At 44.0% G+C, this 17,747-nt stretch carries 16 protein-coding genes; 9 read left to right on the top strand and 7 right to left on the bottom strand.

The annotated features are described in order from the left end of the window. Nucleotide 1 precedes the first annotated feature (1 nt). Entirely contained in the window at nucleotides 2-1,018 is a 1,017-nt protein-coding gene (locus tag ED312_RS22080) for a glycosyltransferase family 2 protein (RefSeq protein ID WP_123218190.1), read from the bottom strand. Nucleotides 1,019-1,109: 91 nt separating this feature from the next. Continuing rightward, the gene (locus ED312_RS22075) at nucleotides 1,110-1,646 is read right to left on the bottom strand and encodes a DUF4199 domain-containing protein (RefSeq protein WP_123218189.1); all 537 of its coding nucleotides are present in this window, start codon (nucleotides 1,644-1,646) and stop codon (nucleotides 1,110-1,112) included. A gap of 176 nt (nucleotides 1,647-1,822) precedes the next feature. On the opposite strand from ED312_RS22075, the gene ED312_RS22070 reads away from it, so the two are divergent. Continuing rightward, nucleotides 1,823-2,074: a type B 50S ribosomal protein L31 gene (locus tag ED312_RS22070; protein WP_123218188.1), complete on the top strand. Its 252-nt coding sequence runs from the start codon at nucleotides 1,823-1,825 to the stop codon at nucleotides 2,072-2,074. A 74-nt stretch (nucleotides 2,075-2,148) separates the two neighbouring features. Further along, nucleotides 2,149-3,324 (top strand): GlmU family protein, encoded by a 1,176-nt coding sequence (locus ED312_RS22065; protein WP_123218187.1) that lies wholly within the window; start codon nucleotides 2,149-2,151, stop codon nucleotides 3,322-3,324. Nucleotides 3,325-3,412: 88 nt separating this feature from the next. On the opposite strand, the gene ED312_RS22060 is transcribed toward ED312_RS22065, so the two are convergent. Further along, complete coding sequence (locus ED312_RS22060; protein WP_123218186.1) at nucleotides 3,413-5,779, bottom strand: S9 family peptidase; 2,367 nt, start codon at nucleotides 5,777-5,779, stop codon at nucleotides 3,413-3,415. Nucleotides 5,780-5,929: 150 nt separating this feature from the next. Between ED312_RS22060 and mtaB the strand changes: the two genes are divergently transcribed. Both mtaB and bla read left to right on the top strand, forming a co-directional pair. After that, on the top strand, nucleotides 5,930-7,267 hold the full coding sequence (mtaB, locus tag ED312_RS22055; RefSeq protein WP_123218185.1) for a tRNA (N(6)-L-threonylcarbamoyladenosine(37)-C(2))-methylthiotransferase MtaB: 1,338 nt from the start codon (nucleotides 5,930-5,932) through the stop codon (nucleotides 7,265-7,267). Between the two features lie 37 nt (nucleotides 7,268-7,304). Further along, nucleotides 7,305-8,042 (top strand): subclass B1 metallo-beta-lactamase, encoded by a 738-nt coding sequence (gene bla / locus ED312_RS22050; protein WP_123218184.1) that lies wholly within the window; start codon nucleotides 7,305-7,307, stop codon nucleotides 8,040-8,042. Nucleotides 8,043-8,129: 87 nt separating this feature from the next. Here the strand turns inward: bla and ED312_RS22045 are convergent, their stop codons facing one another. Then, entirely contained in the window at nucleotides 8,130-8,420 is a 291-nt protein-coding gene (locus ED312_RS22045; protein ID WP_123218183.1) for a GNAT family N-acetyltransferase, read from the bottom strand. Nucleotides 8,421-8,753: 333 nt separating this feature from the next. Between ED312_RS22045 and ED312_RS22040 the strand changes: the two genes are divergently transcribed. Then, nucleotides 8,754-9,416, top strand: coding sequence for an alpha/beta hydrolase (locus tag ED312_RS22040; RefSeq protein ID WP_123218182.1), 663 nt, complete (start codon nucleotides 8,754-8,756; stop codon nucleotides 9,414-9,416). A gap of 142 nt (nucleotides 9,417-9,558) precedes the next feature. Further along, complete coding sequence (locus tag ED312_RS22035; RefSeq protein ID WP_123218201.1) at nucleotides 9,559-10,509, top strand: lytic transglycosylase domain-containing protein; 951 nt, start codon at nucleotides 9,559-9,561, stop codon at nucleotides 10,507-10,509. 51 nt (nucleotides 10,510-10,560) lie between these two features. On the opposite strand, the gene ED312_RS22030 is transcribed toward ED312_RS22035, so the two are convergent. Next, nucleotides 10,561-11,076 carry a DUF2892 domain-containing protein gene (locus ED312_RS22030; protein ID WP_123218181.1) on the bottom strand — a complete coding sequence of 172 codons (516 nt, stop codon included), beginning with the start codon at nucleotides 11,074-11,076 and terminating at the stop codon, nucleotides 10,561-10,563. A gap of 325 nt (nucleotides 11,077-11,401) precedes the next feature. Here ED312_RS22030 and rpmH point away from each other — a divergent pair, with 325 nt between their 5' ends. Both rpmH and carB read left to right on the top strand, forming a co-directional pair. Next, complete coding sequence (gene rpmH, locus ED312_RS22020; RefSeq protein ID WP_072316091.1) at nucleotides 11,402-11,560, top strand: 50S ribosomal protein L34; 159 nt, start codon at nucleotides 11,402-11,404, stop codon at nucleotides 11,558-11,560. 104 nt (nucleotides 11,561-11,664) lie between these two features. Then, complete coding sequence (gene carB / locus ED312_RS22015; protein WP_123218179.1) at nucleotides 11,665-14,517, top strand: carbamoyl-phosphate synthase large subunit; 2,853 nt, start codon at nucleotides 11,665-11,667, stop codon at nucleotides 14,515-14,517. A 95-nt stretch (nucleotides 14,518-14,612) separates the two neighbouring features. Here carB and ED312_RS22010 read toward each other — a convergent pair whose 3' ends face one another. Both ED312_RS22010 and ED312_RS22005 read right to left on the bottom strand, forming a co-directional pair. Next, complete coding sequence (locus ED312_RS22010) at nucleotides 14,613-15,377, bottom strand: MBL fold metallo-hydrolase (protein ID WP_123218178.1); 765 nt, start codon at nucleotides 15,375-15,377, stop codon at nucleotides 14,613-14,615. A gap of 83 nt (nucleotides 15,378-15,460) precedes the next feature. Further along, the gene (locus ED312_RS22005) at nucleotides 15,461-16,486 is read right to left on the bottom strand and encodes a formimidoylglutamase (protein WP_123218177.1); all 1,026 of its coding nucleotides are present in this window, start codon (nucleotides 16,484-16,486) and stop codon (nucleotides 15,461-15,463) included. Nucleotides 16,487-16,614: 128 nt separating this feature from the next. On the opposite strand from ED312_RS22005, the gene ED312_RS22000 reads away from it, so the two are divergent. Further along, the gene (locus ED312_RS22000) at nucleotides 16,615-17,622 is read left to right on the top strand and encodes a hypothetical protein (RefSeq protein ID WP_123218176.1); all 1,008 of its coding nucleotides are present in this window, start codon (nucleotides 16,615-16,617) and stop codon (nucleotides 17,620-17,622) included. The last annotated feature ends 125 nt before the right edge of the window (nucleotides 17,623-17,747 follow it).

The following is a 17,747-nucleotide window of genomic DNA, read 5'->3' as shown; positions in this document are numbered from 1 at the left end:
TTTATCCGGGAATACTGTTTTTTATATTGTCCTGTCCTTCCTTTTGTTCTTCTTTACGAACATCAACGTTCAGAATATCCGATATCTTATACCTGTCGTTGTTTGTTTTTGTACGTAGTATGATTTCGCCGAGAAATCCGGCCAGAAATAATTGCGAACCGATGATCATGGTGACCAAAGCTATGAAAAACCACGGATTCTGTGTTACCAGTATAGTGGGCTGGTGGTGATAAAGCTTGTAGAGCTTGTCGATCCCTATGTAACCGGCAGATAAAAAACCGATCAGGAACATGACCACGCCCAATGCTCCGAACAGGTGCATGGGACGTTTTCCGAAGCGGGAGAGGAACCAGATGGTAATCAGGTCAAGGAAGCCGTGAATAAAGCGTTCCATGCCAAATTTGGTTTTTCCGTATTTCCGGGACTGGTGCTGTACTATTTTTTCTTCGATCCGGGTAAATCCCGCATTTTTGGCAAGAACAGGAATATAACGGTGCATTTCACCGTAGACTTCAATGTTCTTTATGACCTCTTTTCTGTAGGCTTTCAGGCCGCAGTTAAAATCGTGAAGTTTCAGTCCCGAAGTTTTTCTCGCCGCCCAGTTAAACAGTTTGGAAGGGATATTTTTGGTGAGGATATCATCGTACCGTTTTTTTTTCCATCCCGATACAAGGTCGTATTGCTGTGCGGTAATGAGGTTGTAAAGCCCCGGAATCTCTTCCGGGTTGTCCTGAAGGTCGGCATCCATAGTGATCACCACTTCACCGCGGGTCATACGAAAGCCTGCATGCAGTGCCTGCGACTTGCCGTAATTGCGGAAAAAACGGATGCCTTTTACCGCTTCGTTCTCTTCGGCAAGGGCGCATATGGTTTCCCAGGAGCCGTCCGTACTGCCGTCATCAATAAAAAGTATCTCATAAGAAAAGCGATTGGATTGCATTACCCGTGCAATCCAATCGTGTAATTCCCGTAAAGACTCCTGTTCATTCAGTAGTGGTATTACTACAGATATATTCATGGGCAAATATTAAAATACTTCCCAAATTTAAGCAAAATTGTTTCATGGGATTTTTTCTTTGTAAATCCTCTATCGACTTGCCAGTCTTAAATCAATAATTTGTCGCTTTTTCGGGATTATTTTTTTTCATTATTAATGTAGGAATGAGTGATAGAACAAAACCGAAGAAAATACTCATCAATAGTCCGAAAGCGATTTGGATAAGAGGAGAAGAAAATTTTTGAGCCATCTCAAGTTGTGCATCTATCTGTTCCTGAGACATTTTGGAATCCTGCATTTGCATACGTGCCAATTCGAGTTGTTTTGACATCATTTCCGGATCAATAACATGAGAAAGTAAAAGCTGATAAGCCATGGAAATTATACCGCCGATGAGGCAAATACCTATCCCTATTTTCATGCCTTGTCCAAAGGACATATAGCCGTTGTTGGCTTTTTTGAACTGTAATAAACCCACTATAATACAGCCCAGCATTATGACTAAACTAACCCCCAGAATACTTAAACCTCCCTGATAATGAAGCTCCATGCTGTAAAGAATAATACCTAAGACAACACTGATACCTCCCAGTAGAAGCCCGTATAAGATCGCATATTTACTTGTTGTCGGTCGTTGAGTTTCTTCCATGATTAAAAAGTTTGGTTAAAAATACTTAATTAGTGATTATAACGGGGAATTTTGTTACACATTTGCATACAATATTTTTATAAGAGCATATTTTTTTTGAAATGGTATTGTATATTCTGTAAATATACTTAAATTTGCACCTCGAATTTTAGGAGAAAGAAATAAATATAACGGCGATGAAAAAAGGCATACATCCGGAAAATTATAGATTGGTGGCATTCAAAGACATGTCCAACGACGAGGTTTTTATCACCAAATCCACCGCAAATACTAAAGAGACTTTAGAGGTAGAAGGTGTCGAATACCCATTGGTAAAACTGGAGATCTCCAGGACATCACATCCTTATTACACCGGTAAATCCAAGTTGGTGGATACTGCCGGACGTATCGATAAGTTTAAAAACAAATACGCGAAATTCAAGAAGTAATTTTTGCGAATTTAAAAATACAGAAACCTCTGAGAAATCAGGGGTTTTTTTATTTTTACAGAAAACTCACACACATGAATTACATTCTTTTTGACGGCCCCGCCCGCAATGCGCTCCTGCCCTTTACCTTTACAAGGCCGGTAGCAGATATCCGGGTAGGGATACTGACTATAAAGGAAAAATGGGAAAAACTGCTCAACAAAACAGTTTCCACGCTGACGCAGGATTATCTTTCCGTTAAATTTCCACTCGTACGTGAAGAAGAGAATATTCTGATAAATGCCTCTTTTTTGCCCGAACCCGTACTGGTGGATATGATAAAACAATTAAAGCCCGGTGAAGCTATATTGCTGAAGGAAGCCATAGTGGCTTATCACAGTGAGGAAGGTACGGAAGTGACAGATTTTTCTACATTCCGGATGAAGGAATATGAAGGGGGCGCTATACAGATAAAAAATACCTGGGATATATTTTCCAGGAACGGGGAAGCCCTCCTGGCCGATTTCAGATTGCTTACCAAAGGAAGGAAAAGTATGCCTGTTCCGGATGGGGTGCAGGTAATAGCCCCGGAGAACATATTTATCGAGGAAGGGGCAAAGCTTTATTTTACTACGCTGAATGCATCCGACGGACCTATTTATATAGGAAAAAATACCCTGGTCATGGAAGGTTGCCATATTCGCGGAGGGTTTGCCCTTTGCGAAGGAAGCATAGTCAAAATGGGAGCGAAAATATACGGAGCAACTACGGTAGGCCCTTATTGTAAGGTGGGCGGGGAGATCAATAATTCGGTCCTTTTCTCCTATTCCAATAAAGGACACGAAGGTTTTCTCGGAAATGCGGTTTTGGGAGAATGGTGCAATATTGGGGCGGACAGCAATAACTCCAACATGAAAAACAACTATGATGAGGTAAAACTGTGGAGCTACGAGGAGGAAGAGTTCAGGAAAACGGGATTGCAGTTTTGCGGACTTATGATGGGTGATCATAGCAAATGTGGTATTAATACGATGTTTAATACGGGGACAGTTGTCGGGGTGAATACCAATATTTATGGCAGTGGCCTTCCGCGTAATTTTATCCCTGATTTTTCATGGGGAGGGGCGAGTGGTTTTAGCGTGTATGTTTTATCCAAGGCAATAGCTTCCGCTCAAAAGGCTTCGGCAAGGCGCAACGCAACATTTACCGAGGAAGATGCCAAAATCCTGGAATACGTTTTTGAGGCTACCAGGAAATGGCGTAGGGATTAAAGGCTTTTTCGGAAAAGGACTTTATCGGTATAACACAAAGCCGGGAGTATCAATGCTCCCGGCCTTGTTTTTGTGCCCCGGTCAAAAGTCAGTTTTTCAACAAGGTAGTGTTGAATATCTTTAAGATTCGTTTGTATTCGTCTGTCCAGCTGCTCGGTTCTACAAACCCATGGTCTTCCGCAGGGTAAACAGCCATTTCCCAGTTGTCTTTTCCGAGTTCTATCAGACGCTGCGAAAGCCGGACCACATCCTGGAAGTGTACATTCACATCGACCATGCCATGTGCGATGAGCAGGTTGCCCTTCAATCCTTCGGCGAAGTAGATAGGAGAGGACCGCCGGTATGCTTCAGGGTCATTAAAAGGTTCGTTCAGTATATTTGATGTGTATCCGTGGTTGTAATGCGCCCAGTCGGTAACAGACCTGAGGGCGGCCCCTGAGGTGAAGGTATCTCCTTCTTTGAACATGGCCATCAGGGTGATAAAACCACCATAGCTGCCTCCGTAGATACCTATCCTTTTCGGGTCGATCCCCTGTTTGCTGACGAGGAACCGGGCCCCATCCACCTGGTCAGAAAGGTCTTTGCCTCCCATATGCCGGTAAATGGCCGTGCGCCAGTCTCTTCCGTACCCTGCACTGCCCCGGTAATCGATGTCCAGTACGGTGTAGCCCATATCCGTAAGCAGGTTATGGAACATGTATTCCCTGAAGTAGGAAGACCACCATTTATGTACATTCTGGAGGTATCCCGCACCATGTACAAATATTACTGCGGCATTGTTTTTTACATCCTGTTCCGGAACATACAGCCGGGCCGGGATTTCCGTACCGTCTGCTGCAGTAAAATGTACGAGTTCCGGATCGCGCCACGGGTAAGCGGCAAAGGCGTCGGATTGTCCGGAGGTAAGTTGCATTTCCCTTGCATTGGCAGTATTTTTTCTGAGATAGAGCTCCCAGGGTCTGTTGCTGTAGGAGTGCCGTATAGCCAGGTGTTTTTCGTCCGGCGAGAGGGACACTTCGTTGTTCCCGGTCATGGAAGTGAGTTTCTCCATTTTACCGCCATAAACAGGCATGCTGTAAAAGTGGCGTTCGCCCGGATGGACTTCTGAAGTCGTGAGGTACCAGCGTTTTCCGTCTTTGGATAAGAACGGATCAAAGACTTCGAAATTACCCGAAGTTAACGCTTTTTTCTTTCCGGTGGTCACGTCCAGCAGGTACAGGTGGGAATATCCCGTTTCTTCGGACTGAAAATAAATATGTTTATTATCCGGCAACCAACCCAGTATGCCGCCTCCCATACTCCAACCGATACCCGGACCGGCTATCCAGGCCTCGTCCCGTTGCCTGTCCAGGTTTTTCAGGCTGCCATCTTCCGGGTTGAGTAATGCTATCCATCGGTCTTTATTGTCCCTGGAACGTATATTTACAACAATATATTTACCATTCGGGGAGAAAGAAGCCCCGGAAATCGTAATCTCTCTTTCCTTTGGTTCCCATTCCCTGTCCGGGTAATCCTTTACGTAATCCGGTAGGTCTTTCAGGCCCGGAAGGCCATCTGTCCTTACCATGTACACGGTGTCTTTTTGCAGGTTGTAAACGGCCAGTTCTGTCTTTGTGGTCTCTTCGCCTACTTTTGTACGGGTATTCAGATCGGTGGTATACCCGGAAGCATCGATATAATTGGGGACTATGGTTCTTTTGCTGTCCCCGCGGGCACGGAGACTGAAAACAGCAAATTTTTCATCCGGGGACAGTTTCAGGTTGAATACTTGTTTATCACCGGAATAGAATGTATAAGGTTCTTTTTCCGACACCATTTCCCGGTATTTTTTACTCGTTTCTTGTTTTTCCTCCCTTTCACGGACCACCCGGAGCAATTCCAGATTGTCTTCCCGGAGCCATTTTTCTTTAGGAGAAACTTCTTTTTCTTTTTTATTATCTGCTTCCCCTTCCTTAATACTGGTAACCTGCCTTAATTGTCCCGAGGCCAGGGAATAGGTAAAGAGGTTATTACCTGCCTGGAAGGCAATTTTGTTTTCATCAGCAAGAAATTCCGGAGATCCTACAGGGTTCTCCATCTGCAAAAGCGCTGTTTGTTCTCTTTTTTTCAAGTCGTAGACAAAAAGGTTTTTGTCTTTGCCGAATATTTTTTTTGTCCGTGCTTTGTTGTAGCTTCCGCCTGCCGGGATCAGGGCCATGACTTCTTTGGCATTTACCTTTTCAATGGTTTGCGGGGACTTTATTCTTATCCGGTAAAGGGAATCCGAGGGGTCGTTGTCCCGGTTGTATTTAAAATACAGCGCTTCTCCGTGTTCGTCCCATTGTACATTGGAAGGGAAGGTGCCCATCCAGCGGGGGTCCTGCATGATCTTTTCAATACTGAGATTGTTTGTCTGGGCGTTAACACAGCAGGAAACACAGATAAAGAGGGATAATAGGGTAATTTTTTGCAGCATGAGTAAACAGTTTTAAACCTGACCTGCGAATCTACAGATTTTTTTTAACTTGTTCTAAATACTTTAAGTAACTTTGCACTCTCCGAATATTTTCAAGGATCTCATTATGAGTGTATTCGGGGGGTGTTGAATTTATAATCAGGCAGGTACATGGATCAAAGAAAAAAGATCGCTTTTTATACATTGGGATGCAAGCTGAATTTTTCGGAAACATCAACCATTGCCCGGGGTTTTCAAAATAAGGGGTTTGACCGAGTGGATTTTGAAGAAAGGGCGGATATTTACGTGATAAATACCTGTTCGGTAACGGAAAATGCCGACCGGCAGTTTAAGCAGGTGGTAAAAAAGGCTCTGAAGAATAATGAAAATGCTTTTGTGGCCGCTGTGGGCTGTTACGCTCAACTAAAGCCGGAAGAGCTTGCTGCAACGGATGGTGTGGACCTTGTATTGGGAGCAACGGAAAAATTTAAAATCACCGATTATATAAATGATCTTTCCAAAAATGACTTCGGGCAGGTACATTCCTGTGAGATAGAGGAAGCGGATTTTTATGTAGGTAGTTACTCCATAGGAGACCGGACCCGCGCTTTTCTGAAAGTACAGGACGGTTGTGATTATAAATGTACATATTGTACCATTCCGCTGGCACGGGGAATATCCCGAAGCGATACACTGGAAAATGTATTGCACAATGCAAGGGAGATATCCCGGAAGAACATCCGGGAGATTGTTCTTACCGGGGTGAATATCGGGGATTACGGTAAAGGGGAATTCGGCAACAAGAAACACGAACATACCTTTCTGGACCTGGTGCAGGCGCTGGATAAAGTGGAAGGCATAGAACGCCTTCGTATATCCTCCATAGAACCCAACCTGTTAAAAAACGAAACCATAGAATTTGTAGCGGACAGCAGGACTTTTGTTCCGCATTTTCATATCCCGCTGCAATCCGGAAGCAATGATATCCTGAAAAAAATGCGACGCAGGTATCTGTGTGAACTTTATGTGGACCGGGTACGGAAAATAAAAGAAGTGATGCCGCATGCCTGTATAGGGGTAGACGTCATCGTCGGGTTTCCGGGGGAAACGGATGAACATTTTCTGGAAACCTATCATTTTTTAAATGAACTGGATATATCCTATCTCCATGTATTTACGTATTCCGAAAGGGACAATACCCTTGCGGCAGAAATGGACGGTGCGGTGCCGAAAAAAGTCAGGGCGAAAAGAAGTAAAATGCTCAGGGGATTATCTGTGAAAAAACGCCGGGCATTTTATGAAAGTCAGCTGGGAACTATACGGACCGTACTTTTCGAGGGAGAGAACAAGGCAGGGTATATACACGGATTTACCGAGAACTATGTAAAAGTCAAGGCCCCGTGGAACCCCGAACTGGTAAATACCCTGCATACCATTGTACTTACGGAGATAGACGAAGACGGACTGGTCCGTTTTGATTTTGTCAATGAAGAAGTCTGTGCTTCCTGAATCACAGTCGCTAAATAAGACCTTCCCTGTAAACGTGATGAGATATAGCCTGTTTTCTTTTTTCGGTTTGTTATTGTTGGGATGCGGCGCCGGAAAACCCGTGGTCGCTGATAAAAATTACAGTTCGGACAGTCTGCAGGTCCGCCGGATTTCCGACCATGCCTATGTCCACACCTCTTATATGGATGTGGAGGGGTTTGGCAGGGTTTCCTGTAACGGGGCAGTATTTTTTGACGGAAAAGAGGCTGTCGTTCTCGACACCCCCGGAGATGAGATTGTTTCGGAAGAACTGATCCGCTGGGTGGAAGATTCCCTGCATTGTAAAATCAAGGCAATTATTCCTACGCATTTTCATAGAGATTGCCTGGGCGGACTGGAGGCATTCCACCGCAGGGGCATACCTTCATATGCGGGCAATGCTACTATTGCACTGGCAGAATCAAATGCTTCCCCGATTCCTCAACAAGGTTTTGATCGCTCCGGAACATTTCGTGTAGGAGGTAAAGACGTTATCCTGGAATACCCGGGAGCAGGACATACGAAGGATAACATAACAGGTTACCTCCCGGATGACGGCGTATTGTTCGGAGGGTGCCTGGTCAAAGCTTCCGGGGCGAATAAGGGTAATCTGGACGATGCCAATGTCACTGCATGGCCAGAAACCATCCGGAAAATAAAAAAGGAATATCCCGATTTAAAAATTGTTGTCCCGGGTCATGGCGATGCGGGAGGGGCGGAATTGCTGGACTATACCATAGAACTATTCCGGCCGTGATCGGAAAGACAGACATTTCGGTGATACGGTGACGTCAGCAATAATACAACCGTTGAATTCCAAAAGACGACAGAACCTGGTTTTGCCTCAGATGCGGATGCCTACGGGAAGCAGATTCTTGTATTCTTTGTGTTTTCGCAAAAAACGTGCTATCTCCGGGCTTGTGGGGACTACCCGCATATTGCGTTCCTCTACAATGTGCAGTACGGATTCGATAAACTCGTCTTTCAGGTGCTCATCGAAATTCTCGGGAAGGACCAGTTTGGTCAGGAAGATCTTTTTGTCTTGGGAGGAATACTCAATTTTGGCCAGTTTGCCGTTGATACGGGTTTCGAACTGGCGCAAAAAGTCATTGTCTTTAACAGCTACTTCACTCATCGTTTTTAGTTTTATTTACTGGAATTATAATGTAAGCGGAATCCGGGAATGGCATTTGAGTGCCGGGTGGCCCGGGTTTCGTTGTGCATGAGATATACACTTTTGTTTTTCATCTTATTTTTTCCCTGTGCAAGAATTGTAGGAGAAATGTTTCTTTTTCTTCCGTAAAGCCTAAATTTGTAGAGAACTACGAAATAACCCGGACTTTACGCTGGATTGTCGTTTCCCGAAACCGTTCTGAAAAACGGAAGGAAACCATAGCATTTGGTGATTTGCGGGTACAAAGATACGAAAAAATACTAAGAGTCTATTATACAATCATATAACAAATTGATGGATACGCCCAGAATCCCTGTTTACTTTATGCCCGGCATGGCTGCGAGTCCGCTTATTTTTGAGAATATCCGGTTACCGGAAGACCGTTTTGAGATACATTATCTGGAATGGATGCTGCCCCTGGAAAACGAATCTTTAAAAAATTATGCCCTGAGAATGTGCGTTCATATAAAGCACGAAGCACCGGTTCTTATAGGGGTGTCTTTCGGTGGCATGCTGGTACAGGAGATGGTGGCGTATGTAAACCCGCGGAAAGTAATTATTATTTCCAGTGTAAAGTGCCGGGAAGAACTGCCTGCCAAGATGTTATTTGCACGGTATACCAGGGCATATAAACTGCTCCCTACCGGTTTGATAAACAATGTGGAGCTCCTGGCCAAGTACGCTTTTGGTGAAGCGGTTACCAAGAGGATACAACTCTATGAAAAATATTTGTCCGTCCGTAACAAGAAGTATATCGATTGGGCTATCGATGCTATTGTCTGCTGGGACAGGGATGAGATACTGCCGGGGATAATCCATATTCACGGAGATAAAGACCCCGTGTTCCCTATAGCCAGGATCAAAGACTGTATCCGTATCGATAAGGGTACGCATATTATGATCATTAACCGTTATAAATGGTTTAACGAGCATCTTTCTTCACTTATCGAGAATTAAAAACAACCGTTTGTTCGAATCCTGTGACAGGGATTTTTTTTACCTTTACAGCGTATTGGTTTGCTATATCCGTGGTTTTCTTATATGATTACGGAAAAACAAGCGTTAATGTTAAAGAGTAACAGAGATCAAGATGAGAGTTATGGAATGGTTGAAAAAAGGTCTTATGGCCATAGGGATTGTTGCATTGGCAGGTTTTTTTCTGAGTTCGGTGCAGGGAGAAGGGAAAGATGTGATAGAAGTGGAAAAAGCATCTGAAGTAAGTGATAAAGCGGTAGGTGATTATAATGTATATGCTATCGATTTCATAGATAATTTGAATTTTGCCGGAGAGACGGTACCTCTGGATGAACCCGATATACAGGAACGTATGGACCGGGAAATACTGGTAAATACGTACTGGCAGTCCAACGGGCTCTTGCTTATTAAAAGGGCGCATAAATATTTTCCTGTTATCGAACCTATACTGGCAAAACACGGTGTTCCGGATGATTTTAAATACCTGGCGGTTATCGAAAGCGGGCTGCAGAATGTGGTGTCGCCCGCAAGAGCTACCGGGTTCTGGCAGATTATGAGTGCTACGGGAAAGGAATACGGGCTGGAAGTGAATGATAATGTGGATGAACGTTATCACCTGGAAAAATCTACAGAGGTGGCCTGTGATTATCTTAAAAAGGCTAAAAACCTGCTGGGAAGCTGGACACTGGCTGCCGCAGCATACAATGCCGGAAGAACCGGAATATCCAGGCAACAGGAAAGACAGAAAGAAAGCGATTACTATGATATTCTACTGGGTGAAGAAACTGGCAGGTATCTTTTTCGGATACTGGCCATTAAGGAAATACTTTCCAATCCGCAGAAATACGGGTTTAATATCGAGCCCAGGCATATGTATACTTATATCCCCACGCGAAAAGTTGAGGTGGATTATGAAATAGACGATCTGGCGGATTTTGCCAAGAAACAGGGAATTAACTACAAGATTCTTAAGATACACAATCCCTGGCTCAGGGAAACTAAACTCAATAATAAGTCGAGAAAAAAATATTTTATAGAGATTCCCGAAAAGGGATATTACAACGTAGGAAGTTAAAAACCGGAGATACGGAGTCGGAATATTTCTGCCTCCGTACCTCTGGCGTTGCTATATTTTTTTCATTTGCTGCTGCATCATTTTTATCTGGTCGGCAAGCATGTTTTGTTTGTCCAGCTTCTTGGCTTCGTTAAGCAGGGTAGTAGCTTCACGTTTTCTGCGTTTTTGCATGGCTATTCCCGCCAGGCTCAGTTTGGCCATGGCAACATCATAGTTCATGGAGAGCCCGAGTTTCAGGGCCTTTTTGAAATATTTCTCGGCCTGGGTCAGGTTGTTCTGGGAAGCCATGATACCGTGGAGGTAATTGTAATATCCCTGTTGTTTGCGGATAAGGGCCGTTTCGGGGTTTTTGATCTTGTTCAGCCATTTGGCAGTCCCTTCGAAATCCTGTTTGCGCATGCGAAGAAAGGCCAGAAGTATCATTTCATTTCTGAAGTAAAGGAAAATGAAGACCAGCGAAAGTAATATCAGGAATATACCGTTGCCTATGTTACCCTCGATAAACTGATAAACAGCATAACCGATAATAAGCGCCGCGATAACTAATTTTAGATTTTTATTAAACATGTTGTGGTTTTTTAAGAATGCACTTTGGCGAACAAGAATGCAAAGTTAAAAAAAAGTCATGGAGCGTGTACCGTATATCTCAAATTTCCGTGCAATAAATACCTGAAAAATTATATTCGGATTAGGGATGTACAACAGCCGGGTTACGGACATACGGAATATCAGGTGGTTGCCGGTGCCAGGGACCAAAAACGGAAGAGGGAAATATTTTTTTGAAATGGTTTGTCAAAGTAAAAACTCTTCGTATATTTGCGCCGCACTTTTGTGAAGGAATCTCGTGCATAATGAATTAGGTATTTTTAAAGAAGTTTTAAGATATTAGACCATGAAAAGAACATTTCAACCCTCAAAGAGAAAAAGAAGGAACAAGCACGGTTTTAGAGAGAGAATGGCGTCTGCGGACGGTAGAAAAGTGCTTGCCCGGAGAAGGGCAAAAGGAAGAAAGAAATTAACCGTATCTTCCGAACCAAGGCATAAGAAATAATGCTATTGAAATTCTATTCATATAAAGGTGTTGCTTTAAAGAGTGACACCTTTTTTTATACCTTATCAGCACATAATTTGTTTAAATAACACAATACCAAAGAAATGCCAAAAAGAAAAGATCTAAAATGTATTCTGATTATCGGTTCGGGACCTATTATCATAGGTCAGGCGTGTGAGTTTGATTATTCCGGTTCGCAATCCCTGCGTTCCCTTAGAGAAGACGGAGTGGAAACTGTTTTGATAAACAGTAACCCGGCAACTATTATGACGGACCCGTCCATGGCAGATCATGTGTACCTGAAACCGCTGACCACGAAATCCATTATAGAAATACTGAAGGCACACCCAAATATAGACGCCGTATTGCCGACTATGGGGGGGCAGACTGCATTAAATCTTTGTATTGAGGCCGATGAGAAAGGGATCTGGAAAGATTTTGACGTAGAGATCATAGGGGTGGACATCGATGCGATTAATATTACCGAAGACCGTGAGAAGTTCAGGGAGCTGATGCTGAAAATAGGTATCCCCATGGCTCCCCAGGCCACGGCAACATCGTATCTCAAAGGAAAAGAAATAGCTCAGGAATTCGGTTTTCCTCTGGTAATCAGGGCCTCTTTTACCCTCGGAGGGGCAGGAGCCTCTTTTGTACATCACAAAGAGGATTTTGATGAAATGCTGACCAGGGGACTGGAGATTTCCCCGATCCATGAAGTCATGATCGACAAGGCATTGCTGGGATGGAAAGAATACGAACTGGAGTTGTTACGCGATAAAAACGACAATGTTGTAATTATCTGTACGATCGAAAACATGGATCCGATGGGAATCCACACCGGGGATTCCATTACGGTTGCGCCTGCAATGACCCTTTCGGACAGAACCTTCCAGAGAATGCGGGATATGGCTATCCATATGATGCGCAGTATCGGTGATTTTGCGGGAGGATGTAACGTACAGTTTGCCGTGAGCCCGGATGATAAAGAAGACATCATCGCTATTGAAATAAATCCCCGTGTGTCCCGTTCCTCCGCGCTGGCATCTAAAGCAACAGGATACCCCATTGCAAAAATAGCTTCGAAACTGGCCATAGGGTACACACTGGATGAGCTGGATAACCAGATCACCAAATCCACATCGGCATTGTTTGAGCCTACGCTCGATTACGTTATTGTAAAAATACCACGATGGAACTTCGATAAATTCGAAGGTTCCGACAGAACACTGGGACTGCAAATGAAATCCGTTGGAGAGGTAATGGGTATAGGACGCTCGTTCCAGGAAGCGCTTCACAAAGCTACACAATCTCTCGAGATTAAGAGAAACGGACTTGGTGCCGACGGGAAAGGGTATAAAAATTACGATCAGATCATCGAAAAACTGACATACGCCAGTTGGGACAGGGTCTTCGTTATTTACGATGCCATTCAAATGGGAATACCCCTCAGCAGGATACATGAGATCACCAAAATAGACATGTGGTTCCTGAAACAATATGAAGAGTTGCATTTCCTCGAAAAAGAAGTATCCACATATACCATAGAATCCCTGCCCAAAGAACTGCTGCTTGAAGCCAAACAGAAAGGTTTTGCCGACAGGCAGATAGCCCATATGCTGGATTGCTGGGAAAGTGAAGTCTATACTAAGAGAGAAGAACTCGGTGTAAAACGTATTTATAAACTGGTAGATACCTGTGCCGCTGAATTCAAGGCACAGACGCCTTATTATTACTCTACTTTCGAAGACGAGATAGAAACCGTGGACGGAAAACGTTTTGTGGATAACGAGAGTAAAGTCACAGACAAGAAAAAGATCGTAGTACTCGGTTCCGGACCCAATCGTATCGGGCAGGGGATAGAATTCGATTACTGTTGTGTGCACGGTGTGCTTGCAGCAGCGGAATGCGGATACGAAACTATTATGATAAACTGTAACCCGGAAACCGTTTCCACGGATTTCGATACCGCGGATAAGCTGTATTTTGAGCCTGTTTTCTGGGAGCATATTTACGATATCATCCGTCACGAGAACCCGGAAGGAGTGATCGTACAGTTGGGTGGGCAAACTGCACTTAAACTAGCCGAAAAGCTGGATAAGTATGGTATTAAGATCATCGGTACCAGCTTTGAATCGCTGGACCTTGCGGAAGACAGGGGGAGCTTCTCCACTCTGCTTAAGGACAACAATATCCCATACCCGGAATTCGGCGTGGCCGAAACGGCCGAAGATGCGCTCAGGCTCTCGGATCATCTCAATTTCCCTATCCTCGTAAGGCCTTCTTATGTGCTTGGCGGACAGGGAATGAAAATCGTGATTAACAAGGAGGAACTGGAAGAACATGTTGTAGACCTTCTCCGCAAGATACCTAATAACAAATTGTTATTGGACCATTATCTCGATGGTGCCATAGAAGCAGAGGCAGATGCGATATGTGACGGAGAAAACGTATACATTATAGGTATAATGGAGCATATTGAACCCTGTGGTATCCATTCCGGGGATTCCAATGCAACGTTGCCGCCGTTTAATCTCGGGGAATTTGTTTTACAACAGATAAAGGATCATACCCGAAAAATTGCGCTGGCGCTCAATACCGTGGGGCTTATCAACATCCAGTTCGCTATCAAGGACGATGTTGTCTATATCATAGAGGCCAATCCGAGGGCATCCAGAACGGTACCGTTTATTGCTAAGGCCTACGGAGAGCCGTATGTGAATTACGCCACCAAAGTCATGCTCGGAGAAAAGAAGGTAACGGACTTTGAATTCAAACCGCAATTAAAGGGATATGCTATAAAACAACCGGTCTTCTCTTTCAATAAGTTCCCAAATGTGAATAAAAACTTAGGGCCCGAAATGAAAAGTACAGGAGAAGGGATACTGTTTATAGACAGCCTTAAGGACGATCAGTTTTACGAACTGTACACCAGGAGAAAAATGTACCTGAGTAAGTAATTGCCGACGGTACATAAATTATAATAAAATTGCCAGGGTATATAGAAAAGCAGTATATACCCGGGCAATTATTTTTTATGGGGAAAGCAATGGTTTTATCGATACCAATCTCTGAGCCTGACCTCAATATCTTTATTCCCGGCATCTACGAGTTTTTTAAACTTTCCGGTGTCGCTCATGTCGGGCCGGCCGCGATAGTGATACGGATACACAATTGCAGGTTTAAAGTCCAGGACGGCATCGGCCGCCTGTTCTACGGGCATGGTGTAGGGGAGGTTCATACATACGAAAGCGACATCGATATTTTTCAGGGCTCTCATTTCCGGGATATCTTCCGTGTCTCCGCTGATATACACTCTTTTATCGTCCATAATAAGTACATAACCGTTCCCTCGCCCCTTTACATGGTGAGCATCTTCGCTTTCCGGGAGATTATACATCGGTAAGGCCTTTACGGTAATGCCGGAGACTTTTTCCCTTTCCCCGTTTTTCATTATTACCATATTACTTTTATAGTTTTCGGGTAACTGGTCCGCAACGGCCTGTGGTACTACAAAGATAGCTTTGGATGTATCCAGCTCTTCCAGGGTGCTTTTGTCCAGATGATCACCGTGAATATCGGTAATGAAAATAATATCCGGGGCTTTCAAGCCGGAAAATTTACCGACGCCCCCGTAAGGGTCGAAATAAATGGAAATATCTTTCCATTGCAGGGCAAGGGTCCCATGGTGTACGGGTTGGATAATAATGTTATTTCCATTCCCGGTGACCAGGGTATCGGGTTCTGCCTGAGAAAACCCGCTCCGGATAAAAAAGCAGCTGAGAACAATGACGCTCAGAGGGACAATATATCTTTTCATAATTTCGTTTTTGCAGATTATACGATCTCCCAAAATTACGAAAAGATTCTGATCCTATTCCCGGAAAGTTGTATATACCGGGCCTATTTCCGGATGAAATCGGTAACGAGATAAGAAATAAGTTTACCGGTCAGGCGGGTTTCATTGTCATTTTCCGGTTGTGGAGCCGCTTCGCATATGTGCAGGTACTGAACATTTTTATTGCTTTTCCAGTGATGTATAAGTTTTCGTACCTGTTCTAAGGTAAACCCGGCAGGGGTCATGGCACTGCTGGGGGCGTTCTGTATGGCATCGCAATCTATTTCTATACCGTATGGATCTCTTTTTATAAAGTGCAGGGCCTGTTCCATCTGGTAGTCCAGGCCGTTCTCGGAAGGGAGTAACAGGTCTTCCAGGGTATTGAAGCGTATGTGGTCTGACTGATCTTCGAGTTTTTTATAAATGGATTTGGAGGTGTAGTTTTTATGCAGGCCGAAAATAAAGTACCGCTGTAGAAAACCTTCCCTGAAAGCATAGGAAAAACCATTACCGCTATGTCTTCCTTCCAACGACCGGAAATCGGTATGGGCATCTATGTTAATGCTGTTCACAGGTTTGCCCAGGGCAAGGGCACATCCTTTTATGATACCGTAACAATTATTATGTCCCCCTCCGATTACGATGGGCTTTTTACCGGCCGTTACGATTTTCCGGACCAGGTCGGTTACTTCCGCATCTATTTGTGCCGTGAGTTCCCGGGCTCTTTCAATATAGGTATCCCGCGAAGGGTCCATTGCATCGAGCTCTTTCATCTCTTCCGAAAAATCAAGATGGCCGAGTAATAAAATTCTTTTTGCCTTATTATTCCGCTGATTTTGTGTGTTGAGCAGTTGCTGCAATGTAGCGGCCCAGGCATGCCGGGCACCTTTTCGGCCGTTATTGCCTGCGATACCTATATCTTCGGGTATTCCGAAAAGGACATATTTGGCCTTGGATTCCAGGAGTTGTTCCTCCATCTCCTGCCCCTCGTTGAGTAGTCTTATACGCTCTCCGAATTTAACTTCTCCCTTTCTTCGGGAGACGATTTTTTCCATATCCCTGAGGGTGTATAAACACAAAAAATTTCGCATATACCTGGTTTAAATCTTAAAGCAAATATGAAAATAAAAAATCTATTTGTTAAATTTATTCGTATATATATTCGTTGACCATATAACAAAAATTAAAATCAGGCGTTAACAGTTAAAAAGAAATCATTATGACTGAATCAAAGAGTAATAACGGTTTGAAAGTTATAGCTGCATTGCTGGGGGTGGCCCTTATAGGGACATTGATCTATACCTCAAGCTTATACAGCGATAAGAAAAAGACTACGGCAGACCTTACCAATCAGAAAAATATGGTGGTCGAAGATCTGAATAATCTCAAAGCGGACTATGACAGAGCAATCACGGAAAGCGATTCTACAAATCAGGAATTGCTGGCTGCACGGGCGAGGATAGACCAGTATATAGATTCCGTAAAGAACATGAAAGCGGATATTTCTGCCCTGTATCGCTACAGAAGACAGGTAAACGTACTTACCAAGGAAAGGGAATTTCTTCTGGCCCAGAACGACTCCCTGCGGCGGTCTAACGAAATGCTGACCATGCAAAGGGACAGCACCAGGACCACACTGGAGAGACAAGCGGAGTATGCCGATTCTATCCTTACACAGAACGTCCAGCTGGCAAAGGTAGTGGACGCAGGATCAGCACTCAGCCTTTCCAAGTTTTCCGTGGAAGCCGTGAGAGAACGTAACAGTGGGAAACTGGTTTCCGTAAACCGTCACAGGAGAGCGGATAAACTGAAAATCTGTTATACCGTTGCGGCAAACCGTATAGCATCTTCCGGGGATACCCAGTTTTATGTACAGGTAACCGGTCCTGACGGGGTAATAATGGGAGAAAATGCAGTTGCCAGTTATACTCCCCCGGTAGCAAAAAGTATTACCGCAGTTAAAAATGCCATTGCAAGTGATACGACATCCCTCGGGGATTCGGATATCGTAGAGGATGCGGCCGAGGAAATGGAAGCCGTACAGAAATCCGAGACCAAGAACCTAACATACAGTAAAATATCCAATTTCTACTATGAAAATGCAGCTTTGGATGTATGCGATTATGTAGATAAGGGAAGTGAAGGTTTTGCAGAGGGAAATTATGAAGTAAAGGTTTTTGACAGTAAACTGAGGGAGTTAGGGTCTTCCACGTTTACACTGAAATAAAATCATCAGAAGCATATTTGGTATAACCACTATCCGGACAACAGGGTAGTGGTTTTTTATTATAGAACTCATTTAAACTTTTTTAATAGAAGCGAAAAATAGCAATTTTTGTTCCACAGGCAGGC

This window comes from Sinomicrobium pectinilyticum (assembly GCF_003725735.1).
Classification (GTDB): domain Bacteria; phylum Bacteroidota; class Bacteroidia; order Flavobacteriales; family Flavobacteriaceae; genus Sinomicrobium; species Sinomicrobium pectinilyticum.
This window is presented reverse-complemented; position numbering and strand designations above follow the sequence as displayed.